The organism is Bradyrhizobium erythrophlei, assembly GCF_900142985.1.
GTDB lineage: Bacteria > Pseudomonadota > Alphaproteobacteria > Rhizobiales > Xanthobacteraceae > Bradyrhizobium > Bradyrhizobium erythrophlei_B.
The window spans coordinates 4,337,919-4,353,226 of sequence record NZ_LT670849.1; the positions used below are offsets into that span (position 1 = coordinate 4,337,919).

Here is a 15,308-nt window from a genome sequence, read left to right on the forward strand (position 1 = left end):
ATCCAATCCATCTGAACCGGAGCGGGCATCCATCGCGACCGACGGATGCTTGTTATTGAGATGGAGAATTCAAATGAAACGTATTGCCTTGATAGTCGTGCTGCTGATCGGCAGCGTTGTCGGTGCGAAGGCCGATCATGATGTCTACACCAACGTCGCCAAACATCCGCGCGGCGACGCCGTGCTGCAAGCCGACACCAGTGCTTGCACGGGATTGCTCGGTGCGCCGCAGAACGGCGTACCGACGTCGCGCGAATACAAGAGCTGCATGTTGAGCCACGGATGGCGGTTCAGCCACACGGTGCGGGAGCGTACGTCGCGCTCGGGATTTTATCCCGACCCGGACAATCCCGGCATGATGTGCAAGAGCTTCAAGATCGGTGACGTCACCGGTTCGGACTGCTCGAATGTCTGGTAGCCGCGATGTCTGCTGGCAAAATAAAGCCGGCGGCTGGATCAATCCAACCGCCGGCCTTCTGATTTCGGATGGGTCTCGTGTCCTAGAACATGCCAAGCACGATCGCGCCGACAAAGGCGAACGCGACATAGGCCGTCACGATGCTCAACTTGTTGATGAAAGGACTCAAGGTCATCACAAACCTCCCGAGGGTCAGAGCCAGTGGTCCGATTTCAACATTCGCATCCCTTCTCAGCGGGCAGTCTTGCGAATGTCGAAATCAAAGGGCCACCTGAAGAAATTCATCTTCACTGGAGCTTTGGATTTTGCATTCGCCTTACGAACTCGCCGTCAGGTCTGCAGCGAATGTCAAATCCGCTCCAGTGGTCCGCCATAACGCTTAAGGCTAACGATCCGTTCCACGCCAAAAAAGGCAGCGTTGCTGTCCATCCGTTCCATCTCGGCGGCGCACAACGGTTCGTCACGTGGTTAAAGAGTCGTGAAAACAAGGCGTTGATGAGTCCTTAAATAAATTCGTTGAAGTTCTCCCGCATGACGCGCGGAGTTTGTTTGTATCTCGTCGGCTCCTTCGTCCTTGTTTCGCTTGCGGGATGCGGCCGCGGATTCTTCTCCGAGGAGCGCGAGCCGTGGCGGGCCGAGGCTGAGATCGCCTGCCTGAAATCCGGCGAGGTCAAGGAAGGCCCTGATCTGGTTCGGATAAGTCCGATCTCCGGCCCCGGTGCCTGCGGCGCCGATTTTCCGCTGAAAGTCTCTGCGCTCGGCGAAAGCTCCGCGAGTTTCGGTTTTGCCGACGAGGATATGCGTCCGCCCGCCGGCATCGGCAATCAGCCGCGCTGGCCGGGCGGCCAGCCGCCTCCGCCGCCGCCGTCGACTTATTATCCGGACCAGCCGTATCGCGCGCCTGGCTATAGCGGCTCGAACTACGACGCCCCCAGTAATTATGGCGCGTCGTCCAACGGTCCGGTTTCGTTGCGCGCGCCTGGCCTCGCGCCGGACCAGGAGGATGAAAGCGCATCGCATGGCTGGCAGGCAGGGCCGTCATCACCCTATGCGCCGCAGCCGAACTATTCGCGCGACCGCTATCCGCCGGGCGCGCCGGAGCGCGTCGAAGCGCCGCCTCTCGCGCCGTCGTATCAGCCACCACCGCGGCTCGGTCCGGGGCCGATGCAGGCGATAGCCGCGGGGCCGGTCGCGGTGAAGCCCGCCGCGACGCTCGCGTGCCCGCTCGTCTCGGTGCTCGACCGGTGGATCGCCGAGACCGTGCAGCCGGCGGCGCAGCGCTGGTTTCGCCAGCGCGTGGTCGAGATCAAGCAGATCTCGGCCTATTCCTGCCGCGGCATGAACGGCAATTCGAGCGCGCATATTTCCGAACATGCGTTCGGCAATGCGCTCGACATTGCCGCCTTTACGTTGGCCGACGGACGCCACGTCACGGTGAAGGATGGCTGGCGCGGCTTGCCGGAAGAGCAGGGCTTCCTGCGCGATGTCGAGGCGGGCGCGTGCCAGCAATTCACCACAGTGCTGGCGCCGGGCTCTAACGTCTATCACTACGACCACATTCATGTGGACCTGATGCGCCGTGCCTCGCGTCGTCTGATCTGCCAGCCTGCCGCCGTCTCCGGCGAGGAAGTCGCCTCGCGCGCCATGCAGCGCAACCCTTACGCCTCGTCGCGTGAGCCATATGCGACGGGATCGCTCGGCGCGCGCAAGGCCGCCTCGCGCAGGCACGGCGAAAAGGTCAACGAGGAAGACGAGTTCGAGGACGAGTAGGCATTCCCCGGACGCGGCGCGACACGAAGTGGTGCGCTGCTGATCCGGGGTCCACTATCTTCACATCGTATTGTATATGCATGGGCCCCGGCTCTGCGGGGCAGCGTTACGCGCTGCACCGCGTCCGGGACACGCGAGCGCCCGCCGTCACCCGTACACATTCCGCCCTATTCAGGTCTATAAAGCCCCCAATCATCCGCCACCGGCACAAGGGAGCTTTTCATGTCAGACCCGATCGATCGCCGCCGTTTCCTCGGAGCTTCCGCAACCACCATTGCCGCAACGCAATTTTCCCTGAGCGCCGCCGCGAATGCGCAGACGCCATCGGCAAGCGGTTCGGCGAAGGGCGGCGGCAACACGTCCTTTGCGTCCCTGAAGCAGATCAACGCGGGCGTGCTCAACGTCGGTTACGCGGAAGCCGGACCTGCGGACGGCAAGCCGGTGATCCTGCTGCACGGCTGGCCCTACGACATCCACGCCTTCGTCGACGTGGCGCCGATCCTGGTGTCATCGGGTCATCGCGTCATCATTCCGCACTTGCGCGGCTATGGCACGACGGCGTTTCTGTCGGATGCCACGTTGCGCAGCGGCCAGCCCGTGGCGGTTTCCGCCGACATTGTCGCGCTGATGGATGCGCTCAAAATCGAGAAAGCGACGCTGGCCGGTTTCGACTGGGGCGCGCGCTCGGCCGACATCATCGCAGCGCTATGGCCGGAGCGCTGCACCGCGCTGGTTTCCGTCAGCGGTTATCTGATCGGAAGCCAGGAAGCCGGCAAGCTGCCGCTGCCGCCGGCGGCCGAACTGCAATGGTGGTATCAGTTCTACTTCGCGACCGAACGCGGGCGATTGGGTTATGAAAAATATCGCCGTGAATTTTCCAAGCTGATCTGGAAGCTCGCCTCGCCGAAATGGAATTTCGACGACGCCACGTTCGAGCGCAGCGCGAAAGCCTTCGACAATCCGGATCACGTCGCGATCGTGATTCACAATTATCGCTGGCGGCAGGCATTGGCTGAAGGCGAAGCGAAATTTGACGAGCTCGAAGCGAAGCTTGCGAAAGCGCCGGTGATCGCCGTGCCGACGATTACGATGGAGGGCGATGCCAACGGCGCACCGCATCCGGAGCCATCGGCCTATGCGAAAATGTTCTCGGGCAAATATTCGTATCGCCTGATATCAGGCGGCATCGGGCACAACCTGCCGCAGGAAGCGCCGCAGGCCTTTGCCGACGCGGTGATCGATGTGGCGAAGGGCGGGTGATCGCACGCCGTAATGGCCATCTCTTCGTCATGGCCGGGCTTGCCGCCTTCGCTAAAGCTTCGGCGGCCAAGTGAGCTAGTGGCCCCGGCGAAGCCTTGGCGGAGACGGGACCCGGCCATCCACGTCGTCGGTCTCCCAAAGTAAGACGTGGATCACCGGGCATAGGCGAGTGGAAGCTACGCCGTTCTTCGAACGGCTAGGCCCGGTGATGACGAGTGGATAGATTGCTTCGTCGCTAACGCTCTCTTGCGTTTGTCGCACGCAATGACGGGGGTGCAGCCAACGACGCCAACGCCTATTCCGGCTTGATATTGGCGGCCTTGATGATCGGCCACCATTTCTCCATTTCGGCTTTCTGAAAGCTGCCGAGCGCCTGCGGGGTCTGCTGATCGGGCGCGGGAATGTCCTGACCGAGTTCTGCCAGTCTCGCGCGGACGGTTGAATCCGCCAGCGCATCGACAACGGCGGAATTGAGACTGGCGATGACGCTGGCCCGGGTATCCTTCGGGACCCATAGCCCGTGCCAGACGGCGACGTAAAAGCCCGGCAAGCCGGCTGCATCCGTCGTCGGGATGTCGGGTGCGACTGAAGATGGATTCTTTGCCGTGACGGCATAAGCCTTGATGGTTTTCGCCCTCACCTGCGGCAGGGCGTTCGAGACCTGGTCGAAAAGAATGTCGATCTGCTCTGCCATTAAAGCCTGTAACGCGGGTCCGGTGCCACGAAAGGGGACCATCGTCGCCGAAATCTTCAGATGTTGCTCGAGATACACCCCGCTGAGGTGGGCTGCACTTCCGGGCCCGCCCGTTCCGATCAGAATCGCGCGGGGCTGCGCCTTGATCCAGGTGATCAATTCCTCGAGCGTCGTTGCGGGTATGCCGGGTTTACCGAGAAGCAACTGCGCATTGCTGGCAACCAGCGCAACCGGTTTCAGGTCGTTCAGCAGATCATACGGTAGCGAATAGATGGCGCCGTTGAAAACGTGTGAACCAACGTTGCCGATGCTGAGCGTCGTGCCATCCGGCGAGGCGCGCGCGACACGACCGACGCCTATGCTTCCGCTCGCGCCCGGCACATTTTCGATTAAAACGTTTTGCCCAAGCCCGACCGAGATGCGCTGGGCCAGAATTCGCGCGAGCGTGTCGGTCGGGCCACCCGCCGCATAGGGCACGATGATGGTGACCGGACGCGAAGACTGTGCAAGCGCGCCAGGCAGGCGCGCCACGACCGGCCATCCGGCCATGCCAGCCACCAGGGCGATAAATTGACGACGTTTCATGCCTGCTTCACATCGAGGGATCGTTGCGCGTCGAACTCAGCGATTTTACTCGGCGCCAGATCGTAAAATCTTGTCCCGCTCGAATAGCTGCTTTTCGCTTTGGCCGTTGCGATGGGTTGCGACGATTTGAAGGCGTGCGCCGGCGTCGATGGCCTCGAACGAAATCCTGTCGTCTTTCGGATCATTGCGCCATCGCCCGGGCTCATCGGCCCAGACAACGCGGCTGCCCTCGATCCTGCATCGATACGTCCAGACGAAACTGTCGATGGGCCGCGTGTAGGTAAGGAAGAAAACGTCGCCTCTTGTCAGGGCGACCTTGATTAATTTCGGATCGCGGTCCTTGATTGCTGCAATCGCAGTCCGGCAAATCGCCTCAGGCTCAAACAACGGCGCCGCTGCGACAAACGATCCGGTCGCCGGCCACGCAATCAACAGAACCATCGCGAAAGTCTTTACCCGATCCATCGGCCGCCCCCACCAAACCGCAGCATCGCTCCGAAGCCGTTCGGACTCGGTCCTGCTGAGCTTGGTCAGACTAGAAGCAGAATGCGGGTGCGTCCACATCAGGAGGTTTTCGCACCGCAATCGGTCGCTCGGACGACGGAGAGACCGTGTTGAGAGCCGTTGTGAAGAACTTAGTCATCCTTCTTCCAAATGAAGAACGCAGTGCACGCAATCTCTTCGGTGGTCTCCGCGAAACACATCTGCGTAGGGTACTCGGCATTTTCGACCGAGATCGGCACGCTGAAATCGTGGTTTTTCCCTTCACTGTCCTGGCGAGCGACATGGAGAAGGCCCGCTCCGTCGATCCAGTAGGTGCCTTGCATTGAGACCTGCAAAGTCGCCCGGGGTCCTGTTGCAAGGTTGTAGCTGCCCTCGCGATGCTGAACTTTGACTTCGAGGCAGCCAAGCGTCATCCATTCGTCGCGTTCCCAGTCTTGCCAGGCCCCTTTAAATCTACAGTCAGGTTCGGAATGCAGTTTGAAGTAGGCTGCTGTCATCGCGTCGGCGGGCAAGGCTTGGCCGATCTCTTTCCGAGCACTGCGGAAAGTCGCCGCCGTTAGCACGACAAACCCGACGATCACCATCGTGGTGATGTAACGGATGACGCTGCCTTGTGCATTCATCCCCACCGTTCCTTGCGTCAGCGCGGTGCTTGGTCCCCTTTTCGCCAGAAAGGGCCGCTCCTTGATACCCGAGCTCGCTGATGAACGGTGTGAACTGGGTCACAAGCGGCCGCTCGTCTGGAGACCGAGGCGCGCCGCCGGCCTCACCAGGAGGCGGACATCACGACTATCGAACACGAAGTCAGCTTCGGGTCACTAACGGATGTCACAGCTCGACGTCGTCATGTCTGTTTCGTCCTCAAGCAGCGGACATCGACGCAACCGTCCGTGATGTCCGCTAACGGTCAACAGGAGAACATCCTGCTGCCTTTACGACGAGAAGGGCGGCCTTGCGTTTTTGCTTGGACAGCGCCAAAATTCCGTAGGTCATCGCTCGCCTCCCGGTTCCCCCGTTTCCTACGGCATGGCAAAGAGCGATAGTTATTCTTCTGACGCCAACCACCTTGGTTTGCGGGCAGGCGAACGGAACCCCGTCTGAGACAACCCGCGAGCAAAGGAAGTTGTCGTGTCATCAATCGATGAACTCAAATCCGAGGCCGCAGCGCTTGAAGCGAAAGCGAGCGCTCAGGGGCATCCCCTCAAACACTGCGACGCCCTTGAGCAGGTCGCAAGAAATCACGGGTACGATAGCTGGCGTGCTTGTCGTGCAATCTTGGGCGATCAAGTCTCAGGCACTGGCAGCACGCTGCCGGAAAAGTCCCCTATCAACAACATCGAGATGAAGCGTTATACCAGCAAGGAATGGAACTTCGCGCTGGATATCCCCGCGCGTTGGAATGCATTTCCTGCCGTGCCAACCAACAGCCCGTACGAGGTGATTCGTTTCGCTTCGCATGAAGGCGGCGTGCACGTCTCAATCATTTTTCGGCAACCCTACGATCCCGGACAGGGTCTCAAGGCATACGTCGATCAAATACAACAATCTCTGGTTAACGCCGGTTTCGGAAATTTTGTTCCGGGTGAAACTACCATCGGATCGCGTGTGGTGCCGACACTCGACTTTGACAAGCCTGACGACAAAGGTGGCACCTGGAGTGTTCGCCATTACTTCGTGCTTTATGGCACGCTTGCGTACGTGGTGAGTTTTGGCACCAGCAGATGGCACGCAATGGCCGATCTGTTCGACCGAATAGCGAAAACCTTCGTCGTGGACGTGGAGGCGAAATCTTCGTCGCTTGAACCGTGACACTCAATCGGAGGGCTCCGCGTCGACGGTCGCTTCCGCTCCGGGTCACTAACGGAAGCCACAGCTTGGCGTCGTCATGTCTGTTTCGCGCTTGGCAGCGGACATCGTATCGGCTGCCAATCATGTCGGCGAAGTGCCGATTGTGTTGCAAAAGTCGAAAGTTGCAGCGGTCCAAATTTTTGGCGAAAACCCGAAGCGCAAAGAGGTCGATGATTCGCATAGTCTCAGTCGCGCTGCCGAAGTCGCCGACGAATTTGTCGCAAGGCGACGAGGTCCCTCAGATCATTACACGAATAACGCGCCAGCGGCCCTGAGAAATTTTGCATTTCCTGCAAAACGACTTTTGCAACACTATCTGCCAACAGGCGACGCTACACGCTCAGGGATGCTACGAAAAAGGGCCGCCAACTGAGGCGGCCTTTATCATCCCGTAGTGGTACGGACACGCCAGGAATTGTCGCCTTGTGCTAGAGTTACCCTGTAGTAGGGGACTCTATGACGACCATTTACGGGGATGCCGTGCCTACACCAAACGGCGCTAAACCTTGGGCTGCCGTTCTGTATTCAGACAGTGGCGAAATCAGTCGGACTGCCGCAGACACTAGAGAGCTTGCTGAGGCTATGGTCGCTTATTTCCTCGAAAAGCTTGCCGCCTACGCCCGGATGTCTTTTGCCGATCACGCCAGCGCGGAGCGGTACTAATTCAAACTAGGCCACTGTGATTTTCAAAACCGGCCACCAGGGTCGGAAACAGGCCGGTACCCGAGCGTCTATGGAACGAACCAGAATCCTAGCTGCAGCGCCAGGATGACGAGCTGACAACCGCCGATCAGCGCGCGCAGGATCATGGCCTCACGGACCTAGCGGCAAAAGCGCATGGCGCAGCGTCGCGCTTGAAACCCCCATCAGCCCCGTGAAGGGGCTGTCGAGTTCCAGAACCAGAAAAATCGCCCCGGCAAATGACAGCGCGCAGACAAGCAATGAGGCTATCACGACCGGATTGGTTGGCGCGAACAGAGTGAAGCTGACGAAAATCGCGCTCAGCCAGAAAACCAGAATGATCAGAAACGGTGTCGGGATTGAACCGCCGGCCTGCGCAAACAGAAGCAGCCGGGTCTGCGCGCCTTCGGTAAAGGCCGCGATGGCGCGTGATTGCAGTGAGCGCTGCGTGTCATTGCTCGGCGACAGGCTTTCCAGTTCATTCTCGAAGGCCAAAGACTGGGCGCTCGCCCTGAAAGGAACCGGCTTGTCGGCCGCAACCTCTCCCTCATGCCAAATGCTGTTGGCCAACGGCTCAATGCTTTGCCGCAGACGGGTTCGGACGGGAATTGCGTTCGGACCATATTGCGCGAGCAACTCGTCAAGAAGAATGATTTTGGCGGTCATCTGCCTGACCTGGCTGGTCTTCTGGTCGAACGAGCCTTTCGCCGATGCGATCAACAGTCCCAGTACAAGGGCGGCCAGTGTACCGATCAGGCCCGTTGCTATTTTGACAACGTCCTTGGAGTCCGGCTGAAGATGACTTTCCGACAGCAGGGGTCGAGCGGCGGCGCCGGCCAGGGCGCCGCCTGATATCACCACGAAGACAAGAAGCGAGATCAACAGGTCAGTCATGATATCTCCGTCAGCTACGCCGACCGACACCCGACTCTGACGTCGATCAATCCGAGGTGCTTATGGTACTTTCGTCACCGACGCCGGGCTCCATTTTCCCGTGAGTGCGTCGGACTTTGGACCATAAAGACGCATGGTCAGATTAAACGCTCCCTTCGGCGCCGGAAGCCAGTTGGCCTCCTTATCCTTGCCAGGATTCTCGTTCTGGAAATAGAGGTCGAGCGATCCATCTGCATTGGTCTTGAACGGCATCCAGCTCGCGACCGCGAAACGATTCAAGCTGTTTCCGACTTGAAACCCTTCGGTGTCATAGAGGGTGATGGACCAGAAGGCGTTCACCGGCGGCGCGGCGCCCTTGTCGTAGTGGATTGTGTATTTGTTTGCGCCGTCGAGCGGCTTGCCGGTGTTGTCGCCCAGATTCAGCGGATATATGGCATCCTCCGGAAGATTGGCGCCGAGGCCTACCTGGGACACCATGGCGCGCTTGAGATAGTAATTACCGTAGACACCCATGGTGTCGGTGTTCATCGACCAGCCGTTCACGACGCGGGCGAGGGTCGCGATCTTCCACGTCATGAGGTGCTGGGCGTCCGCAGGCGCGCTCTCCAGCGCTTTCTTCACGGCCGGGTCGAGTTTTTCGAAATCGAAGCTCTTGCCAGGCTCGATGCCGATACGCTTCATCTGTGAGATGATCGGCTGATCGGTATCGTGAGGCGGATGCAGCTTCAGCAGTTCAGCTGCGTAGGCAAAGTATTTCGCGGCTGGCATGGTATCGACCTGAATCTTCGGCGGCGTCTTCATATCGATGCCGGGGTCGATTTTTACAATCGCGGGCTCAGGTGGCTTGCCCCAACGCGAGAGCGGCGTGACCACGTAGCCAGCTTGGATTTTATGCACCGCTTCGTAATCGGCCGGGCCGTCAGTCTTGGTACGACCAATGATCCAGACATAGGGAGTAGGCGCGCTGATGCGCGTAAATCCTTCCGGTACCGTTCCTGTCCAGCCGGGCGGGGTCATCAGAAAATTGGCCGCCGTCGTCCCCGTCGTCCGCCAGCCTGGGGACGCAAAGACGTCGGTCCACATGTCGAGCATCGGCAGCAGATAAAATCTCCCGTCAGTGTCGGGCGCAGAGACGACCAGCGGCTCCTTGGTTAAATCCAGCCAGGCGATGGAATAGAGCGTGTCGAAATTGGAGCGAACAACCCCCTTGAAGTCAGCGGGAGGATATTCCGGGACGTTGACAAATGTATTCATCGGACCTTTACCGAACTCCGTGCCCGGCTCGACGTTGGTGAATTGCTTGCGCGTGATGTCCATCGTCAGCAGGGGATAGAAGTAGACATAGGCATCGATGCCGATGGCGCGCGCCGCCTCCTCGGTGATGGACGAAGAAGCGCTCTGTGCCATCGCTGATTGTATGAAGCTTCCTGCGAGAAATAATGCGATCATCGAGCGCTTCATGACGGTTCTCCCTGTTAAGGCTCAAATTTCGTCAATCCTGGCTTCCCGTCGATTGCCGAGGCCCATTAATCAGTACACCCTGCGGTGAACGACCACGGCGCGCCGCGGCGCAACTACAACGGCGCGGTGGTGGACCCGAGGGGCTCCAACGACTACGGCGCCGCGGGTGGAGACACAGCCCGCACGATAGACGCCGCGGGCGCAGACAACCGCGCTTGCCTCCATCGTGCTCAAGGCAATGAAGCTTCCTGCCAGCAATAGAGAGATCGTAAGGCGTCTCATGACTGTTCTCCTTGGGTTAAGGGCCCAAACCCGTCGGTCGCGCGCCGCGTCGCTCAGGCCGCGGAGACCACCGCGGGTCTCTTCGCAAGCATCGCTCGTCGATCGTGTATCAAACCCTCCAGCCGATGCGCAGCCACATTGAGCGTCGCGTCATCTACCGCGTTCTCGTCCCCGCCGGCGGATTTGGTGCGCTGCGCATTGAGGATGTCGTCGATCTCTTCTTCGATGTCTGACAACTCGGCCTCGGTGCTTGCCTTCCGGATCCGGCGTCCCAGCGCATAAAGAGAATCCAGCGGACCTTGTCCGGTTGAGGGCTGGGCCAGTCCAAGGAATTTCCAGGCCGCGGCGAGTAAGGTGGCCGCGCCCCCGAGTGCCATCGGCGTCAGGTAAATCCAGTTGCCGTATTCATCCATGAAGCTTTGCTGGGTGCTGTTGTATACGGCTGCCGCGCCGGGATGCAGCGGAAGGTAGGCATCCTGATCGGTGCTGGGCGCGGTGATCTGTGCGAAAATCGGGTCCTCGGCGAGAAGCTCCCTGCGCACTTTCATGATCGTTAGCGTAAGGCTGGTGATCAAATCAGCGCTGAGCTTCTTGTGTGCAACCAGATACAATGAAGCCCTCAAGGTCGTCAGGTCATCGTCCGGCACTGGTGGCGACCCGCGCAGCGTGCCCTTGGGAACGTCGAAGCTCTCATAAGCGCGTTCGGCTTGTGCGATTGCCCCGGCGGACTCGATCGGGACCAGCACCGGCAACGCTTTGGAGCCTCCCTGTTGAAAGAAGTCCCGCACCAGTGACAGATATTTTCCAGCCAGTGGAATCACGACCAGCAGCGCACTCACCTCTTTGGATTGAATGGCGCGCCGGGCATCCGTCAACGCGATATCCTTGAAGACCTTGGCGCGGTCGAGGCCGAATTCCCTGCTCAGCACGTCGACAATTTTGCTATTGGCGTCCCCGCCAATCACGCCGACGCGGCGGCCCTTCAACTTGTCGATACCGTCGATGGGAGAACCCGGCGGCGCGATGATGAGCACGACCACATGGCTCACGACGACGACGGCTTGCGCTTGCGACAGATCGCCGGCGTCACCGCGAACCACCGCGAGATCGACCTTGCCCGCCGAAAACGAGCTCGCCGCTTCAAGCGCCGTGCCGTTGTCGATAACCTTGAGGCGCACCGGCGCGTTGGTCGAAACCAGCCGGCTCGCAATGGCCGACATCGCCTTGGCGGCTTCGCCGTCGATCGACCCCACCGCCACGCTCAGCGTTACCGGGCGCGTGTAATACCGATAGGCAAGGAGGCTCGCGCCCGACGCAAGTCCAACCACACCGACAAGCAGGACAAAACGAAGCCAGACTGGCCAATTTTGCGAAACCATGCTCGTTCCTCTAACGGGTCGACACAATCCTTCTGGTGCTGTCTTTGAGGTCAGCTGATCCCGAACTGCGGCACGCGATCAGAGTCATGGCATTCATTTGCCGCCTTGTTCGATCCCATGCGGAACGTACCGCCGGGAACGAGCCGCATGCCGGCTTGCTTCCGATGTCGGGCCGGAGAGTCCGCGTCGGCAAGACTCATGGGGACCTGACTTGATCTGGTGAAGGTGCGCCCTTCGGCACATCAACAGCGCTGTCGGGGGTTTAAGGTCGATCAATTTCAGAGCAGAAATTTTCGATAATTGCCGCATGACGAAGATCGGCATAAAGCCAGTGCGGGCGGTCACGCAAAGCGTGTCAGGCACCCTGACACTTATGACCGTTGTTTATCTCCGATGGAAATTCTGCACCCGATGCAACTTGGGAGCAAGCACGTTTGTCACCGCAATTGCGAAACCATTGAGGGAAGGAATTCAGCCGCCACTCCGTTTGGGGTTACTAACGCACTCCGTTTGGGGTTACTAACGGAAGTCACATCTCGGCGTCGTCATGTCGGCCGCAGCAGCGGACATCGCAAGCGCAGTAGATTCACTTGACACGAATTTGCATCCCCCAACTGATTTGCCCGTCGTGCCAATGTGCCGCAGGCGTTTGCCTTGTGACGACGGGCAAATCACGAGCAGATTTCCGCGCGTCCTGTGCCCGCCAGGAGGGGCGCTTCGCGATCGTCACGAACGTTGGCGCAGGATGCGATGGACGCCTTCGCGCGCCGGACGATGCGCGCTTCAGGGCGGACGGTGAAGTCGTGTGGTCCTGGCATCCGATGCTGATGCCAAGCGAGCGACAATGCTTCGCATTGCGCTGGCGACGGTGGCAAGAAAGCCGGTCACCGGGGAGAGCACGAAGGAAGCCGTTAAAACCAATCGCGCAGGGAATGCCGGAATGTTCGGCGAACCTGTGGTGACTTATCTGCGTGCTTTTATTTTTTCGCACGCGGAGCTGCGGGTGCGTCTCGCATCCGGCATTTCCTGCGCCCTCTGTTTTGGAGGAGGGATGTTGTTTTGCAAGGACTCGGAGGCGATGGCCCTCGCGGGAGGGAAAAGCTATGTCCGATCGTTGTCCCGTCCATCCTTCGAGACGCATCGCTTACGCGATGCTCCTCAGGATGAGGTCGGAGCAAGCCGTTCAAGCCCCTCATGGTGAGGAGGTGCGAAGCGCCGTCTCGAACCATGAGGCCCGGACGTTCGCATCGACGATGCCCTCACTTCTTCCCATACGCGGACAAAAATACCCGCGTGGCGCTGGCGATCACCTGGTGGATGCGCTCGGGCGAGGGCGCGGGCGCGGCTTGAAAAATAAACGGCTGGAACAGCGAGGCCTGGCACATCTGGGTGAATTGGGTCGCGGCCAGCGGGATGTCGTCGATGGCGAGATCGCCGAGGCCCACCCGCACCTCGAGATAGGCCGAAAACCGCGCGGTCGTGACCGCGATCACGTTGTTATAGAAATTCCGTCCTACCTCCGGCATCCGTTCGGCGATTGCCATCACCGTGCGGATCGCCGAGCCGCCGCCCGGTCGGCACAGCACCCCGATATAGGCCTGGCCGAAATCCATCAGTGTGGTGGTGACGTCGCGTTCCGGGTCGAAGTTAAAGACCTGCTTGCCGTGCTCGAGGCTTTCCTCCTCGACGATCGCCTCAAACAACCGGCTCTTGTCGTCGAAGTAGACGTAGAGTGTGCCCTTGGAGACGCCGGCGGCGCGGGCAATCTCGCCCATGCTGGCGCCGTCAAAGCCCAGATCCATGAAGACCTTGCGGGCGCCGTCGACGATCTGCCGGCGCTTGGCGGAATCCACTTCGCCGACCAGACGGAGAGGTGACGTGTTCTCTGCAACCATTGGTTTATCTTCCGGGAAGATTTGGCGGCGGGAAACAACTTCGAAGGGTGTTCCCCGTATAGTATCCGGGTAAGATATATATTGACCGAACGGTTCGGTCAATGATACTTTGATCACAATCGGCGGAGGCCTGTGCGGCCTTCGTCAGCAATATATTTTTAGTGTGGGAGGGGCCGCGATGGCCGCAGCGAGAGATCAGGCGGCGCGGATTTTGCGCGAGGAGCTGGAAGTGACCGGCAACGAAGGCCCCAAGGCTTCGTCCGAAAAGGCTTCGTCCGAAAAGGCTTCGTCCGAAATCGCCGAACCGATTCGCGCCCATGCTTCCGACGAGACCACCCGCCGTGGTCCTGATGTGACCGATCGCCCGGGCGTCGCAAAGCCCGTGGCCGCGGAAGCCAAAGGAGCGCCGGCGGCAAAACCCCAGAACCGCAAGAAGACCGTGTTCTTCGGCGTGGTCGCGCTGCTTGCGCTCGCAGCTTGCGCTTACGGCGTGCACTGGTTCCTGGTCGGCCGCTTCCACGTCGCGACCGATGACGCCTATGTGCGCACCAACAACACCGTGCTCGGTGCGCGGGTATCCGGACACATCGCAACGATCCTGCCGCGCGACAACGCGCTGGTTCATGCCGGCGACGTCGTCTTCAAGATCGACGACGGCGATTATCGTATCGCGGTCGACGCGGCGCGCACCCGGATTGCGACCCAGCAGGCGACGATCGAACGGCTCGGCCGCCAGGTCGTCGCGCAGGAAAGCGCAGCCGAGCAGGCCAGGGCGCAGCTCGCCTCCGCCGAAGCCGGGCTGAAGCGCGCCGGTCTCGACTACGATCGCCAGCAGCAGCTCAACGAGAAAGGCTACGCCTCGCGCGCCACTTACGAAGTTTCCGAAGCCGGCCGCGATCAGGGCATGGCGGGGGTGAAGTCGGCCCGCGCCGCTGTCGATGCCGCGCAAAGCAATGTCGAAGTGGCGAAGGCGCAGCAGGCGGAAGCCCGCGCCCAGTTGATGGAATTGCAGACCACGCTCGCCAAGGCCGAACGCGACCTCGATTTCACCTCGGTGCGTGCGCCGGTCGAAGGCACCTTCTCAAACCGCATGGTCAACACCGGCGACTTCATCGCCGTCGGCCAACGGCTCGGCAACGTGGTGCCGCTCGACGACGTCTTCATCGACGCCAATTTCAAGGAAACCCAGCTCAAGCGGATCCGTCCCGGACAGCCGGTGACGATCGCGGTCGATGCCTATGGCCATCGCAAGTTCGCCGGTATCGTCGAGAGCATCTCGCCGGCCGCGGGCTCGGTGTTCACGCTGTTGCCGCCGGATAACGCCACCGGCAACTTCACCAAGATAGTGCAGCGCCTGCCGGTTCGGATTCGCGTGCCGAAGGATGTGGCGCGGCAGAACCTTCTGCGCGCCGGCATGTCGGTCTACGCCACCGTCGATACCACGGACGGCGCGGCCGACGCCGAAAGCGAAGCCGACCTGGATTCACCGACCGCGACCCATCGGCAGTAAGAGAGACCCATGCCGCCTGCCGTCATCGCGAGCGACAGCGAAGCGATCCAGAGTTACTCCTTGGCCCTGGATTGCTTCGTCGCGTGCGCTCCCGTGCGCAAACGCTTTGCGTTTGTCGCAGGCAATG

The 15,308-nt window shown here is 60.3% G+C and carries 15 protein-coding genes; 7 read left to right on the plus strand and 8 right to left on the minus strand.

What is annotated here, in order from left to right:
* The first annotated feature begins 73 nt into the window (after nt 1-73).
* The 3 genes from BUA38_RS20300 (at nt 74) to BUA38_RS20310 (ending at nt 3,448) form a co-directional block, all read left to right on the plus strand.
* The gene (locus BUA38_RS20300) at nt 74-418 is read left to right on the plus strand and encodes a hypothetical protein (RefSeq protein WP_072820575.1); all 345 of its coding nucleotides are present in this window, start codon (nt 74-76) and stop codon (nt 416-418) included.
* A 531-nt stretch (nt 419-949) separates the two neighbouring features.
* On the plus strand, nt 950-2,188 hold the full coding sequence (locus BUA38_RS20305; protein ID WP_072820578.1) for an extensin family protein: 1,239 nt from the start codon (nt 950-952) through the stop codon (nt 2,186-2,188).
* A gap of 222 nt (nt 2,189-2,410) precedes the next feature.
* Nucleotides 2,411-3,448, plus strand: coding sequence for an alpha/beta fold hydrolase (locus tag BUA38_RS20310; protein WP_072820581.1), 1,038 nt, complete (start codon nt 2,411-2,413; stop codon nt 3,446-3,448).
* 295 nt (nt 3,449-3,743) lie between these two features.
* Here BUA38_RS20310 and BUA38_RS20315 read toward each other — a convergent pair whose 3' ends face one another.
* From BUA38_RS20315 to BUA38_RS20325, 3 genes are all read right to left on the minus strand, one after another.
* Nucleotides 3,744-4,727, minus strand: coding sequence for a tripartite tricarboxylate transporter substrate-binding protein (locus tag BUA38_RS20315; protein WP_072820584.1), 984 nt, complete (start codon nt 4,725-4,727; stop codon nt 3,744-3,746).
* 45 nt (nt 4,728-4,772) lie between these two features.
* Nucleotides 4,773-5,192 (minus strand): hypothetical protein, encoded by a 420-nt coding sequence (locus BUA38_RS20320; protein ID WP_072820586.1) that lies wholly within the window; start codon nt 5,190-5,192, stop codon nt 4,773-4,775.
* 170 nt (nt 5,193-5,362) lie between these two features.
* Nucleotides 5,363-5,854 (minus strand): hypothetical protein, encoded by a 492-nt coding sequence (locus BUA38_RS20325; protein WP_156898593.1) that lies wholly within the window; start codon nt 5,852-5,854, stop codon nt 5,363-5,365.
* Nucleotides 5,855-6,359: 505 nt separating this feature from the next.
* Here BUA38_RS20325 and BUA38_RS20330 point away from each other — a divergent pair.
* Both BUA38_RS20330 and BUA38_RS36815 read left to right on the plus strand, forming a co-directional pair.
* The gene (locus tag BUA38_RS20330; RefSeq protein ID WP_156898594.1) at nt 6,360-7,040 is read left to right on the plus strand and encodes a glyoxalase superfamily protein; all 681 of its coding nucleotides are present in this window, start codon (nt 6,360-6,362) and stop codon (nt 7,038-7,040) included.
* A 76-nt stretch (nt 7,041-7,116) separates the two neighbouring features.
* Nucleotides 7,117-7,452, plus strand: a complete 336-nt coding sequence (locus BUA38_RS36815) for a hypothetical protein (RefSeq protein ID WP_156898595.1) — start codon at nt 7,117-7,119, stop codon at nt 7,450-7,452.
* A 440-nt stretch (nt 7,453-7,892) separates the two neighbouring features.
* Here the strand turns inward: BUA38_RS36815 and BUA38_RS20340 are convergent, their stop codons facing one another.
* From BUA38_RS20340 to BUA38_RS20355, 4 genes are all read right to left on the minus strand, one after another.
* On the minus strand, nt 7,893-8,654 hold the full coding sequence (locus BUA38_RS20340) for a DUF4239 domain-containing protein (RefSeq protein ID WP_072820603.1): 762 nt from the start codon (nt 8,652-8,654) through the stop codon (nt 7,893-7,895).
* 60 nt (nt 8,655-8,714) lie between these two features.
* Nucleotides 8,715-10,115 (minus strand): DUF1254 domain-containing protein, encoded by a 1,401-nt coding sequence (locus BUA38_RS20345; protein WP_072820607.1) that lies wholly within the window; start codon nt 10,113-10,115, stop codon nt 8,715-8,717.
* Between the two features lie 69 nt (nt 10,116-10,184).
* Complete coding sequence (locus BUA38_RS20350; protein WP_072820610.1) at nt 10,185-10,397, minus strand: hypothetical protein; 213 nt, start codon at nt 10,395-10,397, stop codon at nt 10,185-10,187.
* Between the two features lie 53 nt (nt 10,398-10,450).
* Nucleotides 10,451-11,776, minus strand: a complete 1,326-nt coding sequence (locus BUA38_RS20355) for a TAXI family TRAP transporter solute-binding subunit (protein ID WP_072820613.1) — start codon at nt 11,774-11,776, stop codon at nt 10,451-10,453.
* An 844-nt stretch (nt 11,777-12,620) separates the two neighbouring features.
* On the opposite strand from BUA38_RS20355, the gene BUA38_RS36820 reads away from it, so the two are divergent.
* Nucleotides 12,621-12,977, plus strand: coding sequence for a hypothetical protein (locus tag BUA38_RS36820; RefSeq protein WP_156898596.1), 357 nt, complete (start codon nt 12,621-12,623; stop codon nt 12,975-12,977).
* A gap of 58 nt (nt 12,978-13,035) precedes the next feature.
* Here BUA38_RS36820 and BUA38_RS20360 read toward each other — a convergent pair whose 3' ends face one another.
* On the minus strand, nt 13,036-13,671 hold the full coding sequence (locus BUA38_RS20360; protein ID WP_072820616.1) for a TetR/AcrR family transcriptional regulator: 636 nt from the start codon (nt 13,669-13,671) through the stop codon (nt 13,036-13,038).
* Nucleotides 13,672-13,849: 178 nt separating this feature from the next.
* On the opposite strand from BUA38_RS20360, the gene BUA38_RS20365 reads away from it, so the two are divergent.
* Nucleotides 13,850-15,181, plus strand: a complete 1,332-nt coding sequence (locus BUA38_RS20365; protein WP_072820619.1) for an HlyD family secretion protein — start codon at nt 13,850-13,852, stop codon at nt 15,179-15,181.
* Nucleotides 15,182-15,308: the final 127 nt, after the last annotated feature.

What these genes read in the sequence shown, in the direction of transcription:
- BUA38_RS20300 (WP_072820575.1), top strand. Translation starts at nt 74, where the DNA reads ATGAAACGTATTGCCTTGATAGTCGTGCTGCTGATCGGCAGCGTTGTC.
- BUA38_RS20345 (WP_072820607.1), bottom strand. Translation starts at nt 10,115, where the DNA reads ATGAAGCGCTCGATGATCGCATTATTTCTCGCAGGAAGCTTCATACAA.
- BUA38_RS20360 (WP_072820616.1), bottom strand. Translation starts at nt 13,671, where the DNA reads ATGGTTGCAGAGAACACGTCACCTCTCCGTCTGGTCGGCGAAGTGGAT.
- BUA38_RS20365 (WP_072820619.1), top strand. Translation starts at nt 13,850, where the DNA reads ATGGCCGCAGCGAGAGATCAGGCGGCGCGGATTTTGCGCGAGGAGCTG.
- BUA38_RS36815 (WP_156898595.1), top strand. Translation starts at nt 7,117, where the DNA reads ATGTCTGTTTCGCGCTTGGCAGCGGACATCGTATCGGCTGCCAATCAT.
- BUA38_RS20355 (WP_072820613.1), bottom strand. Translation starts at nt 11,776, where the DNA reads ATGGTTTCGCAAAATTGGCCAGTCTGGCTTCGTTTTGTCCTGCTTGTC.
- BUA38_RS20310 (WP_072820581.1), top strand. Translation starts at nt 2,411, where the DNA reads ATGTCAGACCCGATCGATCGCCGCCGTTTCCTCGGAGCTTCCGCAACC.
- BUA38_RS20340 (WP_072820603.1), bottom strand. Translation starts at nt 8,654, where the DNA reads ATGACTGACCTGTTGATCTCGCTTCTTGTCTTCGTGGTGATATCAGGC.
- BUA38_RS20325 (WP_156898593.1), bottom strand. Translation starts at nt 5,854, where the DNA reads ATGAATGCACAAGGCAGCGTCATCCGTTACATCACCACGATGGTGATC.
- BUA38_RS20350 (WP_072820610.1), bottom strand. Translation starts at nt 10,397, where the DNA reads ATGAGACGCCTTACGATCTCTCTATTGCTGGCAGGAAGCTTCATTGCC.
- BUA38_RS20305 (WP_072820578.1), top strand. Translation starts at nt 950, where the DNA reads ATGACGCGCGGAGTTTGTTTGTATCTCGTCGGCTCCTTCGTCCTTGTT.
- BUA38_RS20320 (WP_072820586.1), bottom strand. Translation starts at nt 5,192, where the DNA reads ATGGATCGGGTAAAGACTTTCGCGATGGTTCTGTTGATTGCGTGGCCG.
- BUA38_RS36820 (WP_156898596.1), top strand. Translation starts at nt 12,621, where the DNA reads ATGCTTCGCATTGCGCTGGCGACGGTGGCAAGAAAGCCGGTCACCGGG.
- BUA38_RS20315 (WP_072820584.1), bottom strand. Translation starts at nt 4,727, where the DNA reads ATGAAACGTCGTCAATTTATCGCCCTGGTGGCTGGCATGGCCGGATGG.